This window comes from Pseudomonas sp. RIT-PI-AD (assembly GCF_025642785.1).
Classification (GTDB): Bacteria; Pseudomonadota; Gammaproteobacteria; order Pseudomonadales; family Pseudomonadaceae; genus Pseudomonas_T.
The window spans coordinates 1-19016 of sequence record NZ_JANZKU010000006.1 but is presented as its reverse complement, the minus strand read 5'-3'; the positions used below and the strand labels follow the sequence as shown (position 1 = coordinate 19016).

Annotated in this window: 15 protein-coding genes; 7 read left to right on the top strand and 8 right to left on the bottom strand. The window is 63.2% G+C overall.

What is annotated here, in order from left to right:
- Window positions 1-95 precede the first annotated feature (95 nt).
- The gene (locus tag OGL92_RS07080) at window positions 96-2183 is read right to left on the bottom strand and encodes an AsmA family protein (RefSeq protein WP_263142570.1); all 2088 of its coding nucleotides are present in this window, start codon (window positions 2181-2183) and stop codon (window positions 96-98) included.
- A 229-nt stretch (window positions 2184-2412) separates the two neighbouring features.
- On the opposite strand from OGL92_RS07080, the gene OGL92_RS07075 reads away from it, so the two are divergent.
- Window positions 2413-3210 carry a TatD family hydrolase gene (locus OGL92_RS07075; RefSeq protein ID WP_263142154.1) on the top strand — a complete coding sequence of 266 codons (798 nt, stop codon included), beginning with the start codon at window positions 2413-2415 and terminating at the stop codon, window positions 3208-3210.
- 46 nt (window positions 3211-3256) lie between these two features.
- Here the strand turns inward: OGL92_RS07075 and ptsP are convergent, their stop codons facing one another.
- The 5 genes from ptsP to OGL92_RS07050 form a co-directional block, all read right to left on the bottom strand.
- Entirely contained in the window at window positions 3257-5398 is a 2142-nt protein-coding gene (ptsP, locus tag OGL92_RS07070) for a phosphoenolpyruvate--protein phosphotransferase (RefSeq protein WP_263142152.1), read from the bottom strand.
- 185 nt (window positions 5399-5583) lie between these two features.
- Complete coding sequence (locus OGL92_RS07065) at window positions 5584-7614, bottom strand: methyl-accepting chemotaxis protein (RefSeq protein ID WP_263142150.1); 2031 nt, start codon at window positions 7612-7614, stop codon at window positions 5584-5586.
- Between the two features lie 255 nt (window positions 7615-7869).
- A complete protein-coding gene (gene ampE, locus OGL92_RS07060) occupies window positions 7870-8706 on the bottom strand; it encodes a regulatory signaling modulator protein AmpE (RefSeq protein ID WP_263142147.1) in 837 nt (278 codons plus the stop codon).
- On the bottom strand, window positions 8703-9263 hold the full coding sequence (gene ampD / locus OGL92_RS07055; RefSeq protein WP_263142145.1) for a 1,6-anhydro-N-acetylmuramyl-L-alanine amidase AmpD: 561 nt from the start codon (window positions 9261-9263) through the stop codon (window positions 8703-8705). Before ampD ends, ampE begins: the two co-directional genes overlap by 4 nt.
- A gap of 204 nt (window positions 9264-9467) precedes the next feature.
- Window positions 9468-11771 carry a DUF1631 domain-containing protein gene (locus OGL92_RS07050; RefSeq protein WP_263142144.1) on the bottom strand — a complete coding sequence of 768 codons (2304 nt, stop codon included), beginning with the start codon at window positions 11769-11771 and terminating at the stop codon, window positions 9468-9470.
- A gap of 286 nt (window positions 11772-12057) precedes the next feature.
- On the opposite strand from OGL92_RS07050, the gene nadC reads away from it, so the two are divergent.
- Window positions 12058-12906, top strand: coding sequence for a carboxylating nicotinate-nucleotide diphosphorylase (gene nadC, locus OGL92_RS07045; protein ID WP_263142142.1), 849 nt, complete (start codon window positions 12058-12060; stop codon window positions 12904-12906).
- Between the two features lie 14 nt (window positions 12907-12920).
- On the opposite strand, the gene tfpZ is transcribed toward nadC, so the two are convergent.
- The gene (gene tfpZ, locus OGL92_RS07040) at window positions 12921-13655 is read right to left on the bottom strand and encodes a TfpX/TfpZ family type IV pilin accessory protein (RefSeq protein ID WP_263142140.1); all 735 of its coding nucleotides are present in this window, start codon (window positions 13653-13655) and stop codon (window positions 12921-12923) included.
- A 57-nt stretch (window positions 13656-13712) separates the two neighbouring features.
- Window positions 13713-14198 (bottom strand): pilin, encoded by a 486-nt coding sequence (locus tag OGL92_RS07035; RefSeq protein WP_276583812.1) that lies wholly within the window; start codon window positions 14196-14198, stop codon window positions 13713-13715.
- Window positions 14199-14420: 222 nt separating this feature from the next.
- On the opposite strand from OGL92_RS07035, the gene pilB reads away from it, so the two are divergent.
- From pilB to yacG, 5 genes are all read left to right on the top strand, one after another.
- Window positions 14421-16121, top strand: a complete 1701-nt coding sequence (pilB, locus tag OGL92_RS07025; RefSeq protein ID WP_263142139.1) for a type IV-A pilus assembly ATPase PilB — start codon at window positions 14421-14423, stop codon at window positions 16119-16121.
- Between the two features lie 2 nt (window positions 16122-16123).
- Window positions 16124-17338, top strand: coding sequence for a type II secretion system F family protein (locus tag OGL92_RS07020; protein WP_263142133.1), 1215 nt, complete (start codon window positions 16124-16126; stop codon window positions 17336-17338).
- Between the two features lie 3 nt (window positions 17339-17341).
- Complete coding sequence (locus OGL92_RS07015; RefSeq protein ID WP_263142131.1) at window positions 17342-18214, top strand: A24 family peptidase; 873 nt, start codon at window positions 17342-17344, stop codon at window positions 18212-18214.
- The gene (gene coaE / locus OGL92_RS07010; RefSeq protein ID WP_263142129.1) at window positions 18211-18822 is read left to right on the top strand and encodes a dephospho-CoA kinase; all 612 of its coding nucleotides are present in this window, start codon (window positions 18211-18213) and stop codon (window positions 18820-18822) included. Before OGL92_RS07015 ends, coaE begins: the two co-directional genes overlap by 4 nt.
- On the top strand, window positions 18819-19016 hold a 198-nt coding region (gene yacG / locus OGL92_RS07005), incomplete at its 3' end, for a DNA gyrase inhibitor YacG (RefSeq protein WP_263142127.1). The genes coaE and yacG, both read left to right, overlap by 4 nt.

The following is a 19016-nucleotide window of genomic DNA, read 5'->3' as shown; positions in this document are numbered from 1 at the left end:
GCGGCTTCACGCGTCCATCGGCGCCGCCGCACGGGCGCGGCGGCGGACAGCGTGCACGACCGCTGACGCCGCCCGCCCCTGGTCGCCCGGCTAGGTCATTTGCGCTTGGCCGGCTGCGCCTGGGCGCGCTCGCGGTTGGATGCCTGCATCTGCTTGAGCAGCGGCTCGCACTGGCTGGCCTGTTCCTCGCTGGGCGCGACCAGCGCCAGCAGCCCGGCGGCCGGCGCGACGAAAGCGCCCAAGGCCAGCAGGCCGGCGCCACGGGCCAGCAACGGACCGGTCTTCACCCCGGCGTCGGGCTTCTTGAAGGTACCGCGCACGTACAGCGGCGAGCGCAGCGAGAACACCCGGAACCCCTTGGATTCGGGGTCGATGTCCAGGTCCATCTGCTCGTTGGCGAAGTTGACCTTGCCGTCGATGCGCACGATGGCGTTCTCGGTGTCGAAGACCACCAGCCGCGTGCCCAGCAGGCCATTGGTGATACCCACGTCGGCGGCCGCGCAATTGATCTTCACGTCCTTGTCGCCGAACAGTTCGCCGATCAGGTAGTTGCCCACGTTGAGGCCGGCGATCTCCATCAGCTTGCGGCTCACCGCGCCGTCGTTGACCAGCATTTTCACCTGGCCGTTGGCGCTGCCCAGCAATGCCGCCACCGAGTTGCCGGCACCGCGGATATCGGCGTCGCCGTTCAGTTCGCCGAAGCTGGTCTGCATCGGCGCGAAGCCGGGGAACAGTTGCTTGAGCTTCAACCCCCGGGCGCTGATCTGCGCGCGCCCGAGCAAGGGCGTGACCCGCCCGTTGAGGCCGAGATGGGTCTCCAGGGCGCCGCCGGCGACACCGAAGCGCAGCGGCTCCAGGGTGAGATCGCCGTCGTTGAGCACCACGTGGGTGAACAGGTCGTTGATCGGCAGCTTGTCGCTCTGCACGATGCGCTTGCCGGTGAAACTGACGTCGGCGTCCATGCTGCGCCAGCGCTCGGTGCGGAATGCCTCCACCGGCAAGGCCTTGTCCGCCGGCTGGTTGCTCGGCGCGCCGCGGGCCTTCTTCTCCGCGTTGGAGTCCGCGCCGATCAACGGCGCGAGGTCGGCGAAGAGCAACTGCTCGGAAGTCAGCGAGCCGGACAGTTTAGGCCGCGGTTGGCGGGCGACGAAGGTCAGTTCGCCGTGGATGTCGCTGTCGCCGATGCGGCCGTTGAAGTCTTCGTAGCGATAGGTGGCGCCGTCCGGGTCATGGAGGCGCGCCACCAGCCGACCGTCGGTGGAGTAGGCCGGCGTGTCCGGCAGGGTCACGCCGGTGAGCGGATAGAGGTTGCCCAGGCTGCTGCCGGCCAGGCGCAGGCGCAGGTCGAGGGCGCCAAGGTTCTTCGGGTCGGTCAGGGTGCCGGCGACGGCGACGCGGGTGCTGCCGACACTGACCTCGGCCTGCACCGGGAACGGCCGCTGGGCGTCCTGCAAGGCCAGCAGCCCACCGACCTTGCCGCTGCCCGTGAGGCGTTGCTCGCGGTAGACGCCTTTCAGGCGCCAGCCGAAGGCGTAGTCCTGGGGCGCGGCCTTGGGCTCCGCGCCAGTCTCCGGGGCCGGCTTGCCGACGATTTCGTTGAAGGGAATGGGCTTGCCCAGGGGATCCACCTGCAACTCCAGGTGGGTCTTCAGGCTCTGGTCGTCGAGCACCACCTGGCCCTGGTCGAAGCCGATGGCGCCGATCTCCAGCTTCCACGGCGAGGGCTCGTCCTGGTCCGTGGACTGCTCGCCGAGGTCGAAGGTCCAGTTGTTGCGGCCATCGGCCAAGCGCTCCAGGCCGGCGCTCGGCCCGGTCAACTGGATGTGCGGGATCACCACGCGCTTCCACAGCAGCGGCAACGGCGACAGGCTGGCTTCCACCTTGTCCAGGCCGACGAACCGCGGCCCCTTGGCCCAGTCGGGGTTGCCCAGCGTGAGGCGTTCGGCGGACACATGGGGCCAGGGTACCCAGGCCCGCCATCCGGGTTCGTCGGTCTGGCGTTGCCAGGCCACCGCCAGGTTGCCTTCGATGGCGAAGGGCCGGTTCAGGGCGGCGGACACCTTTTCGTTGAGGGTGGGCTTGATGCGATTCCAGTCGAAGGTGGCGACGAACACCACCAGGGCCAGGATCGCCAGCAGCAGGCAGGCGAGAATCCAGATGAATAGTTTTCGTCCGCGTGTCATGGGCATCCGCACTCTCCTCCGCAGCGGCTTTTCCGCACCGGCCTGGACCGGCGATCGGGTGCCGCATTGATATCGTTTCGCATCGATCGCGTTCGTCGACCTGTCTCTATCGACTGGCAAAAGGCCGCGATGACTCCCCTGGTCGCTCCCGCGGGGTGGAAAGCGTCGGCGAAAAGGCCGATTCTGCGAGGGTTTCCGCGCCTGACTACCCCCTTGTCGAGACCTCGCCATGCACCTGGTGGATACCCACACGCATCTGGATTTCCCGGACTTCGACGCCGACCGCCCGCAGGTCTTCGCCCGCTGCGAGGCGCTGGGCGTGCGGCGGCTGGTGGTGCTCGGGGTATACCGGGAGAACTGGCAACGGGTGTGGGACCTGGCCTGCGCGCAGCCGCGAGTGAGCGCCGCCCTGGGGTTGCACCCGCTGTACCTCGATAGGCACCAGCCCGAACACCTGGAGGCGCTGCGCGCGTGGCTGGAGCGGCTGCGCGGCGATCCGCGGCTCTGCGCCCTCGGCGAATTCGGCCTGGATTACTTCGTCCCGCACCTCGACCCGCAACGTCAGCAGGGCCTGTTCGAGGCGCAGCTGCGTCTCGCCGCGGAATTCCATCTGCCGCCCTTGCTGCACGTGCGCCGCGCCCACGCCGCCTGCATCGCCACCCTGAAACGCCTGCGCCTGGAGCGTCCGGGTATCGTCCACGCCTTCGCCGGCAGCTACGAGGAAGCCCGCGAGTACCTCAAGCTAGGGTTCAAGCTGGGCCTGGGCGGCGCGCCCACCTGGCCGCAGGCCAACCGCCTGCGCGCGGTCGTCGCACGCCTGCCGCTGGAAGCGCTGGTGCTGGAAACCGACGCCCCGGACATGGCGCCCTCGATGTACCCGAAGCAACGCAACAGCCCGGAACACCTGCCGGACATCTGCGCCCACCTCGCCGCGCTCAAGGGCATCGATGCCGAGGCGCTGGCCGCCGCCAGCACCGCCAACGCTTGTGCGGTGTTCGGCTGGGACCCGCCGGCCGATCCGCGCTGAGCCGGTCAGGGCCGTCGCGCCCGGCGAAGCCGCGACCCGCGCGCCTTCAGAAAGCGTCCAGCAGGGCCCGCACCTCGACCGCGCTGCCCAGGGCCAGGGCGCGCTCCACCAGGGCCCGCGCGGCCTGCATGTCCAGCTCGCGTATTCCCGCCTTGACCTGGGCGACGCTGCGCACCGACACGCTCATTTCATCCACCTCCAGGCCCACCAGCAGAGGCAACGCCTGGGGGTCGGCCGCCAGCTCGCCGCAGACGCCGACCCATTTGCCCTGGGCGTGGGCCGCGCGCACGGTCATGTCGATCAGCCGCAAGATCGCCGGGTGCAGCCCGTCGGCCTGGGCCGAAAGGGTCGGATGATCGCGGTCGATGGCCAACACGTACTGGGTCAGGTCGTTGGTGCCGATGCTGAAGAAATCCACCTCCCGCGCCAGCACCGGGGCGATCAGGGCCGCAGACGGCACCTCCACCATGATGCCCAGGCTCAGGTCGCCATGGGCGATCTCCGCGCTCACCCGCAGCGTCATGTCCCGCGCCGCGCGCCATTCCTCCAGGGTGCCGACCATGGGAAACATGATCCGCAGGGGACGGCCGGCGGCGGCCAGCAGCAACGCGCGCAACTGGGTCTCCATGACCTCCGGGCGTTGCAGGCTGAGGCGGATACCGCGCAGGCCGAGGCCGGGATTGTCCTCGGCCGGCACCGGCCAGTAGGGCAACGGCTTGTCGCCGCCCACGTCCAGGGTGCGCACCACCAAAGGCCGGCCTGCGAGGTCGTCCATCACCTGCCGGTACGCCGTCGCCTGGGTGTCCAGATCCGGCAGGCGTGGATGGGCCATGAACACCAGTTCGGTGCGCAGCAGGCCGACCCCTTCGGCGCCCTGCTCCACCGCCGCCGCGCCACCCGCGGTATCGCCCAGGTTGGCGTGCACCGCCACGGCGTGGCCGTCGCGGGTCAGCGCCGGCTGGTGGCGCTGGGCCTCCGCCAGGCGCCGGCGAGCGGCGCGGCGGTCCCGTTCGCGCTCGGCGCTGGCGCAGGTATCCGGCGCCGGCGTCACATGCAATTGGCCGCGCTCGCCATCGAGCAGCAGCGCTGTGCCCGGCTTCAAGGCCAGGACCCCGGCACCGGCGCCGGCCAACGCCGGAATGCCCAGGGCCCGCGCGATGATGGCGCTGTGGGCGGTGGCGCCGCCCCGCGCGGTGAGGATGCCCAAAACCCGCGCGGGGTCGAGGCGCGCCACCTCGGAGGGGGTCACCTCGTCCATCACCAGAATGTAGGGCTCGTCGGGTTCGCGCTCCAGCGCCACCCCGCACAGGCAGGCGAGGACCCGGCGGCCGACATCGCGCAAATCCACCGCGCGCTCCGCCAGCAGCGCGTCGCGCAGGCTCTCCAGTTGCCGCGCGCCCTCCTCGATGGCCTCGTGCCAGGCCGCCTCGGCGCTTTCGCCGCGCGCCAGGCGGACTTCCACGGTTTCGATCAGGCCGGGATCGGCGAGCATCTCCCGGTGGGTGGCGAAGATTTCACGGATCGCCGGCGAACGGCTGTCGCCGACCAGGCCGTCGAGATCGCCGTGGGCCTCGGCCAGGGCGGCTTGCAGCCGCTCGCGCTCGCGGGCCGGAGAGTCGGCCCGTGGCGGATAGTCGAAGCGCAGCGGCGCGCGGACATGCGCGGGACCGCTGGCCAGCCCGGGCGCGGCGGCGATCGCCTTGAGCAGGCTGCCCGGGGCGGGCGGCTCCGCCTGCGTGGCGTCCGGCTCGCGCTCCCGCAGCGCGTCCTGGAGCAGCACCAGGACCGTCGCGGCGTCGGTGGCTCCGCGCAGCGCCGCTTCCAGGCAGTCACCCTCGAAGGCGCCGCTCAGGGAGCGCAACCGTTGCGCATGTTCGTCCGACGCGGCCACGGCGCCGATGATCAGATAGACCTGCCGCCCGCTTTCCCACTCGATGCCGCCGGGGAATTGCAACACCCGCAAACCAGGGCTGAGCACCCGTGGCTGGATTTCGGGTACGCCCTGGAAGAGTGCGATGCCACGGCCCAGGTGGGCGGCGTCCAGGGCTTCGTGGGCGAGCAGCGCATCGAGATAATCCCCGGCGACCAGGCCTTCCTCCACCAGCACCCGGGCCAGGGCTTGCAGGGCCGTGCGCTTGTCGGTCGCTGCCTGGCCCATGCGGATGTGGCTCTCGTCGAACTCGAGCATAAGCTTCTCCCGGCAGGCGATCGGACGCACACCCGCTGAATGGGGTGATGTACAGCTTAGGTGGCGGCCGGGAGCGGGAGTGCCCGCCGCGCGTCGAACGGTCGCAGCGGGCCTATCGGGCGCGCAGGATTCGCCGCCCCCGGCGGCCTGCGCCGATGAAGCCCGGCAGGCCGCGGCGGCGCCGGCTAGACGCGGAAGGTGCCGATAAGTTGCTTCAGGCGCAGCACTAGGGTCGAAAGTTCGCGGCTGGCCTGCTCGGTCTGCTCGGCGCCGCTGGCGGTGCGTTCGCCGGCTTCGTTGATCGCCACGATGTTGCGGTCGATGTCCTGGGCGACCGCGGTCTGCTGCTCCGCCGCAGCGGCGATCTGCTGGTTCTGGTCGACGATGGTGCCGACCGCCGCAAGGATGTTCTCCAAGGCCTGCTGCACCTGGGCGGACTGACCGACGGTGGCGTCGGCCATCTGGTGGCTGAGGCTCATGGTCTTCACCGCCGCCCCGACCCCGCCCTGCAGCTTGGCGATCATCTGCTCGATTTCCTCGGTGGACTGCTGGGTGCGCTTGGCCAGGGTGCGCACCTCATCGGCCACCACGGCGAAGCCGCGCCCCTGTTCGCCGGCGCGCGCAGCCTCGATGGCGGCGTTCAGGGCGAGCAGGTTGGTCTGCTCGGCGATCCCCTTGATCACCTCCAGCACGCGGCTGATGGACGCGCTGTCGGTCGCCAACTGGTCGATGACCCGCACTGACTCGTTGAGCTCCCCGGCCAGCCGCTCGATGCCGCTCACCTGCGACGCCACCAGGGAGCGCCCGCTGGCGCTCTCGCGGTTCACGCTCTGCGCCCCGTCCACCGCCGCTGCGGCGCTGCGCGCCACCTCCTGGGCAGTCGCCGCCATCTGGTTCATCGCCGTGGCGACCTGCTCGATCTGGCTGCGCTGCCCGGCGACCGAGCGGTTGCTCTCGGCGGACACCGCCTCGACCTGCTGCGCCTGGGCCTCCACCTCCACCACGGTCTGACCGACTCGCTCAATGAGGTGATGGATCTTCTGCACCGTTTCATTGAAGGCCCGGCCCAGTTCGCCGACTTCGTCGCGGCTGGCTATTTCCACGCTGGCGGTCATGTCGCCCGCCGCCACCCGGCCCATCACTTCGCCGAGACGCTGCAGGGTGGCGCGGGTGGACACGTAGAAGCCGCCGTAGAGATAGACGATGGCGAGGAAGATCGCCAGCAGCGACACCACCAGCAGCGCGGTCTGCGTGCGCTTCTCGCCCAGGCGTTTCTCCAGGCGGCCCTTGACGAAGCCCAGCGCGGCATCGTCCAGCGCATAGGTCTTGCCCATGTCGTCGCTGAGCTGCCCGTAGAACTGCGCCCATGGGGTGTCGAGGGTATCGGCGACGATGACCTTTTCTTCCAGCAGCGCGGCGGCGGACTTCAACGTCTCGCGACTGGCATCGGCCGGGGCCTGCAACGCCTGCTGGGCACCCGGGCTGCCTTCCAGCGCGTCCTGGATGCGCAGCGCATATTCCGCCTGGAGTTTCTCCAGTTCCAGCAACAGGTCGTCGAGCTGGTTGCTCGACGCCGAGTTGAGAAAACCCTGACCCAGGGAATAACTGCCGATGGCACGTGCGCGGCTGAGGCCCGCGGTGACCTGGGCCGTAGCCGTGGTGATCAGGTCGGTGAGCTGGCGTACGTCGCGCTGGCCGTCCTGGCTCAGGCCGGCCTGGGTGGCGATGAAGCGGCTGAATATCTGCGCGTCGCCCACCAGCTTCGCCACCCGTGGACTCTTGCCCTGCAACGAGGTGTCCGCCTGGGTCGCCTTCAACGCGGCGAGCAGTTCGTCGCGCTTGGCGACGAATTCCTGCACCGCCTGGGGATCGCTGGCCACCGGCGCCATCTCGGCCAGGGAGGCGATCAGGCGCTCCTCCAGGGCCGTGGCCTGCCGCTCCAAGTCCGCCGCCTGGCCGGACTGGCCGAGCACCGAGTTGATCAGCACCAGGTCGTTGAGCGTCTCGATGTCCCGACGCTGGTGCAGGCTCGCGCCAAGCAGATCGATGCTCTCCAGCTCGGTGCGGGTGTCGAGGAATTGTCGGTACGAATCGCGCACCAGGTAATAGTCGGTGACGATCATCGGCAGGAAAAACAAGACGCTGATCAAGCTGAACTTCATGCCGAAGCTCAGGCGGTTCATCAGCGCGATGGCTGGATACAGCATGGTCTTCACGAGACGCCTCCGTTCCTACTTATTGTTATGTATGCGTAGGCGGCGCGATGACGCCCCGCCCGTCCCATCCCTAGCGAGCGCGAGCCGTCGCATGGACGGCCCATCGGTGATTGGCACAAGGCCATCTCCGACGATCTATGTAACCGATCTCGTCGAAGCGTTCTGTAAATTAAGGTTAAGACGCGTGGCGGCGCACGCCGGCGTGACGGATGGCCAGGCGGCCAATAACAAGGGAAACGGCTTCGGAGCCCTGCCTCAGAGCAGCAGGACCCAGACGGCGAAGGCCACGTACCAGAGCAGAGCCGCGCGGACCAGCAGTTGCCAGAGCGCATCCAGCCCCGCGACGCCGCTTTCCCCCAGCACCGGCTGCGCCACGTCGGCCGCAGCCCGCCCGGAAAGGGTCACGAACCGCGCGGCGGGAACGTCCCAGGCCAGGACGTCATGAAGCAGCACCCGACTCACCGCGACGAAATCCCCGACCAGGGCGAAGCTGGCCGCCAGCACCCGCACCGGCAGCCAGTCGAGGGCATGCCGCCATTGCTGGGCGCGCGCCTGCAAGGCCGGCTCCGTGGCATGTTCGACGGTGAGGGCGAGCAACCGATAGCCGAGGGCGACCGTCGGCCCGAGCAGCGCATACCAGAAGATCACCGCGAAGAACCGCTGGTAACCGTGCCAAAGCAGGTAAGCCTGGGCGCCGCCGAGCAGGTCGGCCTGATCCTCGGCCTGCAACCCCAGGTCGCGCTCGGCCACCCGGTAGGCCGCCTCGCCGTCGCCACGGCGCCAGGCGTCGCGAAAGGCGCCAAGTTCGGCGAGCACGTCGCCGCGCCCCAGGCTGTAGATCATCACCAGCAGGTGCACCGGTAGCGCCAGCCAGCCGTAGGCCAAGGGTTGCAGGACCAGCAGCAATGCAGCCAGCAGCAAGACCGGTAGCAGGACCGATACCGCGAGGATCAGGCCGGGCCGGGCGGCCAAGCGTGGCCGGGCCTGAAGCCCGGCCAATTGGCGCAGCCAGGGCCCATCGTTCTGGACGCGGCGGCGCCAGGCGGAAAACTTCTCCACCCAGACCAGCAGCAACAGGACCAGAAAGCTCATGAAGGTTCTCCTCGTTCGCGCAGCCCTTCCAGTAGGCGCGGCCAGTCGAAAGCGGGACCCGGATCGGTCTTGCGTCCGGGCGCGATGTCGCTGTGCCCGCGGATACGGTTTGCTCCGATCGCTGGGTAGGCACGCAACAACCGACGGCTCAATCCGATGAGCGCGGTGTACTGCGCGTCACTGTAAGGCAAGGTATCGGTGCCTTCCAGTTCGATGCCCAGGGAAAAGTCGTTGCAGTTCTCCCGCCCTTCGAAGCACGACTGCCCGGCGTGCCAGGCGCGGTCGCGGCAGGAAACGAATTGCACGATGCCGCCGTCCCGCTCGATGAGGAAATGCGCCGAGACCCTCAGGTCGGCGATACCGGCGAAGTAAGGATGAGCCGTGGGGTCCAGGCGATTCTCGAACAGCGCCTGCACCTGGCCGGTGCCGAACTGGCCCGGTGGCAGGCTGATGTTGTGGATCACCAGCAGGGATATTTCAGCGCTGGGACGGGCATTGAAGTTCGGCGAGGGGCAATGACGGATGCCGTCGAACCAGCCATTGGAATCCAGCAACATGCGCGCTCCTGAGGTGTACGTCAGGACGGATCGATGAACGTCCGTCATGAAAGTCGGCCCGGCGAAAGGTCGTTCATCCGATTGGAACGAATTCGCCGGGGCTGTTTTAACACGACGTGACGGTAGGGCCCATCGCGCCGGCGGCAAAGCCCCGAACGAAAACGCCCGGCATCGGCCGGGCGTTTCGAGTGTCGCTTGCGAGGATCAGGCGCCTTTCAGACGCCGCAGATTGCCGATCACCGACTCCAGTGCCCGGTCGAACAGCAATGCGTCGTCCAGCAGGCGTACCGCTCCACGGCGGAACTCCACGGCCAGCCCCATGCGGGTCTTCTCCAGCACCTTCATACCGGTGCGATTGACGAAGATGTACTTCCCGGTGGGCTTGATCACCGCGGCCAGCTTGCAGCGCAGCTTGTGCTCGTCGTCCTCCTGGAACTCCACCCAGCTCCCGACCCGCAGGCTATCCACCTGTTCGAAGGCCGCATCGCCTTCCGGCACGCCGGTTTCGGCCTCCTGTATGCGGCTCTCGCCGGGGGCCAGCAGGACGATTTCCTCGACCACCTCGACCATCGCGGGCGGCTCGGCGGGAAGATCCAGGCTCAGAGGCAGGTCGAGAATCGGCAAACCGTTACCGGCAGCCGCGTCCTCGCTTTCCTGGACGTCGGGCTCCGCAGCGACAGTCTCGTCCAAGGGCCGTTTGAAGCGCTGGAAGGCCTGCACGTGCAGAGCTTCCAGTTGGCTGAAGAACTCGCCGGTGGAGAACGGATCGAAGGCGGCGCTGGCCAACCCCTCGCGCAGGGCCTTGAGCAGGCCCGGCACCAGTTCCAGCAGGCGCAGGCGGTCTTCCGGCTCGTCGTGGGATTCGGCGCTCCAGATCAGATCGTCCATCGTGGCCAGGGCAGCGCGCCACTCCTCGGACTGCACGCCGTGCTTCAGGCAGGTCAGCAGCAGGACCTTGCTCCAGGCTTCCTCCAGGAGCCGTACCACCACCTCGGGCATGGTCTTGCCGAGCAGGCGCTGGTTCAGCGCGTGCTCCACCTGCTGGCGGGCGAGAATGGCCTTGGCGCGCCCCTCTTCGGCATCGCGGGTGCGCTGCTCCAGCAGGTCGCTGCGGCGACGCTCGTCGCCGGTGAAGGCGAGGAAATCGGCGAGCAGCTCGGAGAAGATCGCCGGATCGTCGACGAAATCGTTGAGCAGCCGTTGAACCACTTGCTCGATCTTCTGATACAGGCTGTCGCGCTGCGCGTCATCCTGATCGCCCCAGCCCAGAGCCGCGGAGGCGATTTCGTTGAGCAGTCGGCGGGCCGGATGACTGCCGCGGCTGAAGAAGGTCTTGTCCAGCACCGCCACTTTCAGCATCGGAATCTGCAGGCGGCCGATCAACGCTTTCAGCGAATCCGGCAGGGTGCGGTCGTCGAGGATGAACTCGAAGAGCATCGATACCAGGTTGATGACGTCGTCATCAACCTGGCCGACCACCCGCGATTTGCCGCTCTTGGCGCTGGCACGTACCAGCAGGGTCTCCAGCTTATCGCGCACGTCGAACTCATCGAAGTTCTGCACCGGCAGATGCTGCTGGAGGTGGGAGAGCAGGCGCATCAGGTCATTGCTGGAAATCGGAATGGCGTCGGCGGGCAGCTCACGGCGCGGCAAGCCGCTCCCACGCACCTGGGACAGCAGGTCCTGAAGGGCACCGAACACTTCCTGCATACCTTCGTCCACATACCCCGGCGCCAAGCCGCCCTCGACGCCGGCCGCCGTGGAAGTACCCTGCCGGGTGGCGGGGCCGCGCGGCGAGGGCCGGCGAGCGGGCGCGGCGGATTTCAGTTCGGGCAGGACACCAGCGGCGATCAAGACCTGATTGGCTTCGGCATAGAGTTGCTCGAACTCGCCCAGCACGTATTTTTCGAACAGTTTGAGGATGATCAGCTTGACCCGGATCTCCACCCCGAGGCTGCGGCAGGCGTCGAGGAAGGACTCGCAGAGCGCCCGGGGTCCGAGGGGATTGCTGCGGTCCTCGACCTTCTTGCTGACGAGGGTATTCAAGCGCGTGGTGAGGTAACCGAGCGCGAGGCCATCGCGGCTCATCACCTTGGCGACCATGGCATCCACCGCCACCGACTCTTCCAACTCGTCGTTCTGAACCAACGACAGATTGTCGAAGGAGACGGCATCCAGTTGCGGAGGCTTGCCGATCTCGTATTGATTGAGTACGGCGAAGGCTTCGAACACCTTCTGCAGGAAGGTGCGCTCGATGCTCTTTCGCTTCAGGCGCAGATCGCGCATCGCCTCGAAGAACGTATTCTGCTCGGCGTTGCTGGTCGCGCGGTCGGCCATCTCGAACAGGGTATCATCCGCGTTGTCGAACAGCGCCTGCAGCGCCTGTTTCAGCTGCTGAGCAGCCTTGTCGCGCACCTGAATAAGCGCCACGGGCAGCCTTCCTACCGGCGAAGTTGGCGTTTGCTCTTGGGTGCCCGTATTGAGGTGCACCACATTCGCGTCGGTCATTGCGAGTCTCCCGCAGACGGTCTGATACAACCCTCGTTCTACAGCAATCCGCGAGGCATCACCCGTAGCGTCAGCCTTCTGGCGTCAAATTAGAAATTTCCACATCCATTATAGGGACAGTGCCGCGCTTACAAAGTTGGCATGTCTCCAGACATGACGTGCGTCACAGATTGGTGAAGGCCGCTGTGGGGACAAACGGACTGTATCAGTTCGGCGAATCGCTGCCAGCAGGATTCCACGTCGATGTGTCATCCGTATAATCGCAGTTCTCTTCCTGGAGCCGACCATGCCGAACCTCAGCCTCGCCGATCTCACCGCCGAAATCGAATCCAACGTCCGCCGCGCCCTGGCCGAAGACGTCGGCAGCGGAGACATCACCGCGCAGCTCATACCGGCGGAGCGCCTGGCCCACGCCAGCGTGATCACCCGGGAAGACGCGGTGATCTGCGGAACGGCCTGGGTCGATGCGGTATTCCGCCAGGTCGATCCGCGGGTCGCGGTGCACTGGCAGGTGAAGGATGGCGAGCGGGTGTCGGCCAATCAGACGCTCTTTCATCTCGAAGGCCCCGCGCGAGCGCTGTTGACCGGCGAACGCACCGCGCTCAACTTCCTCCAATCGTTATCCGGCGTCGCCACCCGCTGCCGTCACTACGCCGATCTGGTGGCGGATACTCAGGTGAAACTGCTGGACACCCGCAAAACGCTTCCGGGCCTTCGCCTGGCCCAAAAATATGCAGTCACCTGCGGCGGTTGCCACAATCACCGCATCGGCCTGTACGACGCCTTCCTCATCAAGGAAAACCACATCGCCGCCTGTGGCGGAATCGCCCAGGCCATCGCCACCGCCCATACCGTCGCCCCTGGCAAGCCGGTGGAGGTGGAAGTGGAGAACCTGGAAGAACTCGAGGAAGCGCTGGAAGCGGGAGCGGATATCGTCATGCTGGACGAATTGAGCCTGGGGGATATGCGGGTCGCGGTGGAGCTGACGGCGGGACGCGCCAAGCTGGAAGCGTCGGGGGGGATCAACGAGAGCACATTACAATGCATCGCCGCCACCGGCGTTGACTTCATCTCCCTCGGGATTTTGACCAAGGACGTCAAGGCGGCGGATTTGTCGATGCGATTAAAAGCTTAGCTTGAATAGATTATCTATTGCCAAGGCCTTAAATCGACAACACCTAACACATATGGCTGACGCTTCTGTAAAAGAACAGTCAAAGCACCCGTTTTCCCCATCATAGGGAGAAATGAGTTAGCTGTTGGCCAATTTTTCAAAAGAGAATCCACCTTATCAGAATTATTAAAATCTTTAAGAGTACTTATAGGCTGGGAATTTTTCAACATGATAGCGCCCGCCTCATTCAAAGGACGGTAATATTCAGGATGTTGAGAAAAATCCTTTCCACCCGATAGTGACTCAAACAGAATACTATCTCTCTCAGAAGCATTGGTTGGAATTTTCGTATACGCCCATTTAGGACCGAAGAACTGATAAGAACTGAACTCTAGACCACCAACCGATTTTTCACTAGAAGCTAACTCATAAGCTTGAATCACATCAAAACGATCCACTGTATACACCAGCCAAATAGGACGCCCATCCCAAATGCTGAAAAGTCCAAAAAGGTAAAAAAGCACCTGAACCAAAACAATCACAGAAACATCAAAAACAAGACTTTTCTTTAATGGTTTAGCAATAAAAAATGTCAGCAACGGCCCAATAAGCAAATCAACCAAGATCATCATAAAGAAGATATCTATAACGCCAACCACTTTATAAAGTGGATCTACATACCAGACCTGCAGCACTAACAAAAAAGCAATAAACGTCAAACAAACAGAAAACGTCAGATGAATAAAAAAAGCTCTTGAACGAAAAGACATAACCAAATCTTCCAAAAAAGAAGACCGCCAAAGCGGTCTTCTCTATCAAGCAAGGAATTACAACCCGCCCAGAACCGCCTGACGGCACGAAGCCGGGAAAAACTTGTAGTTAGCTGCAACTGCATCAGTGCCGCAAGACCAGCCCTGAATTGCCTCAGTGGCAGCTTTAAGCGCAGTCTTACGATCAGCATCAGATGTTGGTTGAAGGATAAGGTGTTTAGTATCAGCACCAGCGGCAACGTTTTGTATAGCCCCAGAGGTTACTTTCGCCGTTGCAGCATCAACTGCAATACCAGCCTTCATGTATTTTGTTTCTGCAGTTGTGCTACAACCGGCGGCATTAGCGTCGGCAGGAAAGGACGAGTTAGCTTGAAGAAATTCGGCTACAGCTCCCTTACATGAGTCCACTTGCAGCATTACTTCGCTGACTTTAGCACGCGCAGTATAATCTTGATAAGCTGGCAAAGCCACCGCAGCTAGAATCCCGATAATCGCTACAACGATCATCAATTCGATTAGCGTAAAACCTTTTTGCATTTTCATCTGTAGCTCCTTTGAAGTTGGCAGGCCAATGACCCGCCACGATCTAGCAGATACCGTGCCAAGAGTAAAAACCCTCTCGAGGTGTCATAACAAAGCATCTATCCACTCAACCGAATACCCACTATAGGTCTTATAGTGACGTTTTTTGCCAGTCAAATCAGAGTGCGTTGGCAGCTGTAACGGTCTGAGCTATAAGGCATGCAATAAATGCAGAGGCACTCCATGAACGACTCCATATCTTTGTCCGGGCTCGCACGCCAGATGGTATTGGCCAACCTGCTGGATGAAAAAACGGCCCAGCAGGCCCAACAGCAGGCCCAGCGTAATCAGCTTTCGCTGATCACCTACGTCGTCCAGAACAAGCTGGCCAAAGGCCGTGCGGTCGCGGAACTGGCGTCCGAGCAGTTCGGAATTTCATTCCTCGACTTGAACGCTCTGGACATCGAAAACCAGACGAAAGACCTGATCAGCGAAAAGCTTCTGCGTCAGCACCGCATGCTTCCATTATGGAAACGCGGCAACAAGCTATTCATCGCTGTGTCCGACCCCTCCAACCACCAAGCCGTAACCGACGTTCAGTTCAGTACCGGCCTCACCACCGAGGCGATCCTGGTGGAGGATGACAAGCTCGGTCCCGCACTCGACAAGCTGTTCGAAGCCGCCGAAAGCGCGATGGATGGTTTGTCGGATTCGGATCTGGACGGGCTGGATATAGAGTCGGCAGGCGAGGACAAGCCGGTAACCGAAGGTGGAGACGCCGATGACGCCCCCGTGGTGCGTTTCGTCAACAAAATGCTTTTGGATGCGATCAAGGGCGGCTCCTCCGACCTGCACTTCGAGCCCTACGAAAAGACGTACCGGGTGCGCCTGCGTACCGACGGTATCCTGCACGAAGCCGCCCGGCCGCCGATCCAACTGGCCAGCCGGATTTCCGCCCGTCTCAAGGTCATGGCCGCATTGGATATTTCCGAGCGCCGCAAGCCACAGGACGGCCGGATCAAGATGAAGATATCCAAAACCAAGTCCATCGATTTCAGGGTCAACACGCTGCCCACGTTGTGGGGCGAGAAGATCGTAATGCGGATCCTCGACCCCACCAGCGCCCAGATGGGCATCGATGCGCTGGGCTACGAAGAAGCCCAGAAAGATTTGTACATGACCGCGCTCAAGCAACCCCAGGGGATGATCCTGGTCACGGGCCCCACCGGTTCGGGTAAGACGGTCTCCCTGTACACCGGCCTGAACATACTCAACACCGTGGATATCAATATTTCCACCGCTGAAGACCCAGTGGAAATCAACCTGGAGGGCATCAACCAGGTCAACGTCAACCCGCGCCAGGGCATGGACTTCGCCCAGGCGTTGCGCGCTTTCCTGCGGCAGGATCCCGATGTGATCATGGTCGGGGAGATCCGCGACCTGGAAACCGCGGAAATCGCCATCAAGGCCGCTCAGACCGGCCACATGGTGATGTCGACGCTACACACCAACAGCGCCGCGGAAACCTTGACCCGGCTGCGCAACATGGGCGTGCCGGCGTTCAACATTGCCACATCGGTCAACCTGATCATCGCCCAGCGCTTGGCGCGCAAGCTGTGCCCCTCATGCAAAAAAGAGGTAGCCGTGCCTCGCGAAACCCTGCTCAGCGAAGGATTTCCAGAAGACCAGATCGGCAGCTTCAAGATTTACGCCCCAGTGGGTTGTGAAAATTGCAAAGGCGGATACAAGGGAAGAGTCGGGATTTATGAAGTGGTTAAAAACACCCCGGCCCTGCAACGCATTATCATGGAGGAAGGCAACTCAATCGATATCGCGGCGCAGATGCGCAAAGATGGCTTCAACGATCTGCGCACCTCAGGCTTGCTCAAGGCCATGCAAGGGGTGACCAGCCTTGCGGAAGTCAACCGCGTGACCAAGGATTAACCATGGCGCAGAAAGCTCTGAAAAATACCCTTTTCGTCTGGGAAGGAACGGATAGGAAAGGCACCCGGACCAAGGGCGAAATCAGCGGACAAAATCCCGCGCTGGTCAAGGCACAGTTACGCAAGCAGGGCATTAACCCCACGAAGGTACGCAAGAAGGGCTTCTCCCTGAGTAAAGGGAAGAAAATCAAACCACTAGATATTGCGCTTTTTACCCGCCAAATGGCGACGATGATGAAAGCAGGCGTGCCACTATTAGCCTCATTCGACATCATCGGCGAGGGGTTCGAAAATCCGAACATGCGTAAGCTGGTTGACGAGATCAAACAAGAAGTGGCGGCGGGTAATAGCTTAGCGAACGCGCTACGCAAAAAGCCCCAGTATTTCGATGACCTTTACTGCAACTTGGTAGATTCCGGAGAGCAATCTGGCGCACTAGAAACCTTGCTTGACCGAGTAGCAACTTATAAAGAAAAAACCGAGCTACTGAAAAAGAAAATTAAAAAGGCCATGAATTATCCCATCGCCGTTGTATTGGTAGCGATCATCGTATCAGCGATCCTATTGATCAAAGTGGTGCCGCAATTCCAATCCGTATTTAGCAATTTCGGTGCAGAACTGCCAGCTTTCACACTATTTGTGATTGCCATATCGGAATTTCTCCAAGAATGGTGGATTATAGTTTTTTTAGCACTAATAGCCCTTGGCTTTGCTTTTAAAGAAACCCATAGACGCTCACAGAAATTCCATGATGCAGTGGATCGTTCGATTTTGAAGTTCCCCATAGTAGGCGATATCCTGTACAAATCCTCTCTAGCACGTTATGCCCGCACCTTGGCTACTACATTTGCTGCAGGCGTCCCTTTGGTCGACGCCTTGGACTCCGTCGCGGGGGCAACTGGAAATGTGGTGTTCAAAAACGCAGTAAATAAAGTCAAGCAAGACGTCTCGACGGGTATGCAATTGAATTTTTCCATGCGTACGACCGGTGTATTCCCGGCTATGGCGGTCCAAATGACCGCGATCGGAGAAGAGTCAGGTGCGCTGGACGCCATGCTCGACAAAGTCGCGACCTTCTATGAAGAAGAAGTGGATAACAAGGTAGACGGCCTCACCGCTTTGATGGAACCCATGATCATGGCAGTGCTTGGGGTTCTGGTCGGCGGCCTGATCATCGCCATGTACCTGCCCATCTTCCAACTCGGCTCCGTCGTCTAACTCATGTCGATCTTTGACTTCCTGGCCAGCACTCCGCTGGCCTTTGTTTTTGTCATGCTGTTAATCGGGTTATTGGTCGGCAGTTTCCTCAACGTGGCGGTGTATCGATTGCCGTTGATGATGCAGGCGGATTGGAAGCGGCAGGCCCATGAGTTTCTCGAACTGCCGGCGCCGGCGCGCGGAGAGACCTTCAATCTGATCCTGCCCAATTCCAGCTGCCCGCATTGCGGCCATGAGATCAGGCCGTGGGAAAACATTCCGATCTTCAGTTGGCTGGCACTGCGCGGGAGGTGCTCGGCGTGCAAGGCGCGCATCAGTACCCGTTATCCGCTGGTGGAGCTGGCCTGCGGTTTGTTGTCGGCCTATGTCGCCTGGCATTTCGGCTTCGGCTGGGAGGCCGGTGCGATGCTGGTGCTGACTTGGGGGCTGCTGGCGATGAGCCTGATCGACGCCGACCACCAGTTGCTGCCGGATGCCTTGGTCCTGCCGCTGTTGTGGCTCGGCCTGATCGTCAACCACTACGAGCTCTTCGCCAGCCTGGACGACGCGCTCTGGGGCGCGGTCGCCGGCTACCTGAGCCTGTGGTCGGTGTACTGGGTGTTCAGGCTGGTCACCGGCAAGGAGGGCATGGGCTACGGCGACTTCAAGTTGCTGGCGATGCTCGGCGCCTGGGGCGGATGGCAGTTGCTGCCGCTGACCATCCTGCTGTCCTCACTGGTCGGCGCCGTCATCGGAACCCTGCTGCTGCGCCGACGCGATGCCGGGACCAGCACCCCCATCCCCTTCGGCCCCTATCTGGCGATCGCGGGCTGGATCGCATTGCTCTGGGGTGATCAAATAACCGGCACCTATCTTCAATTCGCCGGATTCAAATGAGTTCACCCTGGGTATTGGGCCTTACCGGCGGCATTGGCAGCGGTAAGACCGCTGCCGCCGCTCACTTCGCTTCGCTGGGTGTCCATGTGGTGGACGCCGACCTCGCCGCGCGCTGGGTGGTCGAGCCGGGGCGCCCCGCCCTGGCGCGCATCGCCGAGCATTTCGGCCCCACAGTGCTGCGCGCCGACGGAAGCCTGGACCGCGCGGCGCTGCGCGAGCGGATCTTCGACGTCCCGGACGAGCGCCGCTGGCTGGAAGCCCTGCTGCATCCGCTGATCGGCGATGAGTTGATGGCGGATCTGGGCCGTGCCGAATCCGCCTATGCGATCCTGGTTTCGCCGCTGCTCATCGAGTCCGGGCAGTATCGCCTGACCCAGCGCATTCTCCTGGTGGATGTCCCCGAGCAGATGCAGATTCAGCGCACCGTGGCGCGGGACCGGGTCCCCGAGGAGCAGGTGCATGCCATCCTCAAGGCCCAGGCGCGCCGCGAAGACCGCCTCGTCCATGCGGACGACGTATTGATCAACGATCGCGACCTCGACTGGCTGCACCGGGAAGTCGAGCGCTTGCATCGTTTCTACCTGACCCTGAAGGGAGGCCAATCGTGAGCAAGCCGTTGAACGTTGAATGCCCGACCTGCGGCGCGCCCGTGGAATGGACGCAAGCCAGCCTGTACCGTCCGTTCTGCTCGGAGCGCTGCAAGCTGATCGATCTGGGCGCCTGGGCCGCCGAGGACCATGCGATCCCGGGCGACGAGGTGGAGAACGACCTGTTTTCCGGCGACCTGCCGTCGCGGGAACAT

What these genes read in the sequence shown, in the direction of transcription:
- OGL92_RS07080 (WP_263142570.1), bottom strand. Translation starts at nt 2,183, where the DNA reads ATGACACGCGGACGAAAACTATTCATCTGGATTCTCGCCTGCCTGCTG.
- OGL92_RS07075 (WP_263142154.1), top strand. Translation starts at nt 2,413, where the DNA reads ATGCACCTGGTGGATACCCACACGCATCTGGATTTCCCGGACTTCGAC.
- ptsP (WP_263142152.1), bottom strand. Translation starts at nt 5,398, where the DNA reads ATGCTCGAGTTCGACGAGAGCCACATCCGCATGGGCCAGGCAGCGACC.
- ampE (WP_263142147.1), bottom strand. Translation starts at nt 8,706, where the DNA reads ATGAGCTTTCTGGTCCTGTTGCTGCTGGTCTGGGTGGAGAAGTTTTCC.
- ampD (WP_263142145.1), bottom strand. Translation starts at nt 9,263, where the DNA reads ATGTTGCTGGATTCCAATGGCTGGTTCGACGGCATCCGTCATTGCCCC.
- OGL92_RS07050 (WP_263142144.1), bottom strand. Translation starts at nt 11,771, where the DNA reads ATGACCGACGCGAATGTGGTGCACCTCAATACGGGCACCCAAGAGCAA.
- nadC (WP_263142142.1), top strand. Translation starts at nt 12,058, where the DNA reads ATGCCGAACCTCAGCCTCGCCGATCTCACCGCCGAAATCGAATCCAAC.
- tfpZ (WP_263142140.1), bottom strand. Translation starts at nt 13,655, where the DNA reads ATGTCTTTTCGTTCAAGAGCTTTTTTTATTCATCTGACGTTTTCTGTT.
- OGL92_RS07035 (WP_276583812.1), bottom strand. Translation starts at nt 14,198, where the DNA reads ATGAAAATGCAAAAAGGTTTTACGCTAATCGAATTGATGATCGTTGTA.
- pilB (WP_263142139.1), top strand. Translation starts at nt 14,421, where the DNA reads ATGAACGACTCCATATCTTTGTCCGGGCTCGCACGCCAGATGGTATTG.
- OGL92_RS07020 (WP_263142133.1), top strand. Translation starts at nt 16,124, where the DNA reads ATGGCGCAGAAAGCTCTGAAAAATACCCTTTTCGTCTGGGAAGGAACG.
- OGL92_RS07015 (WP_263142131.1), top strand. Translation starts at nt 17,342, where the DNA reads ATGTCGATCTTTGACTTCCTGGCCAGCACTCCGCTGGCCTTTGTTTTT.
- coaE (WP_263142129.1), top strand. Translation starts at nt 18,211, where the DNA reads ATGAGTTCACCCTGGGTATTGGGCCTTACCGGCGGCATTGGCAGCGGT.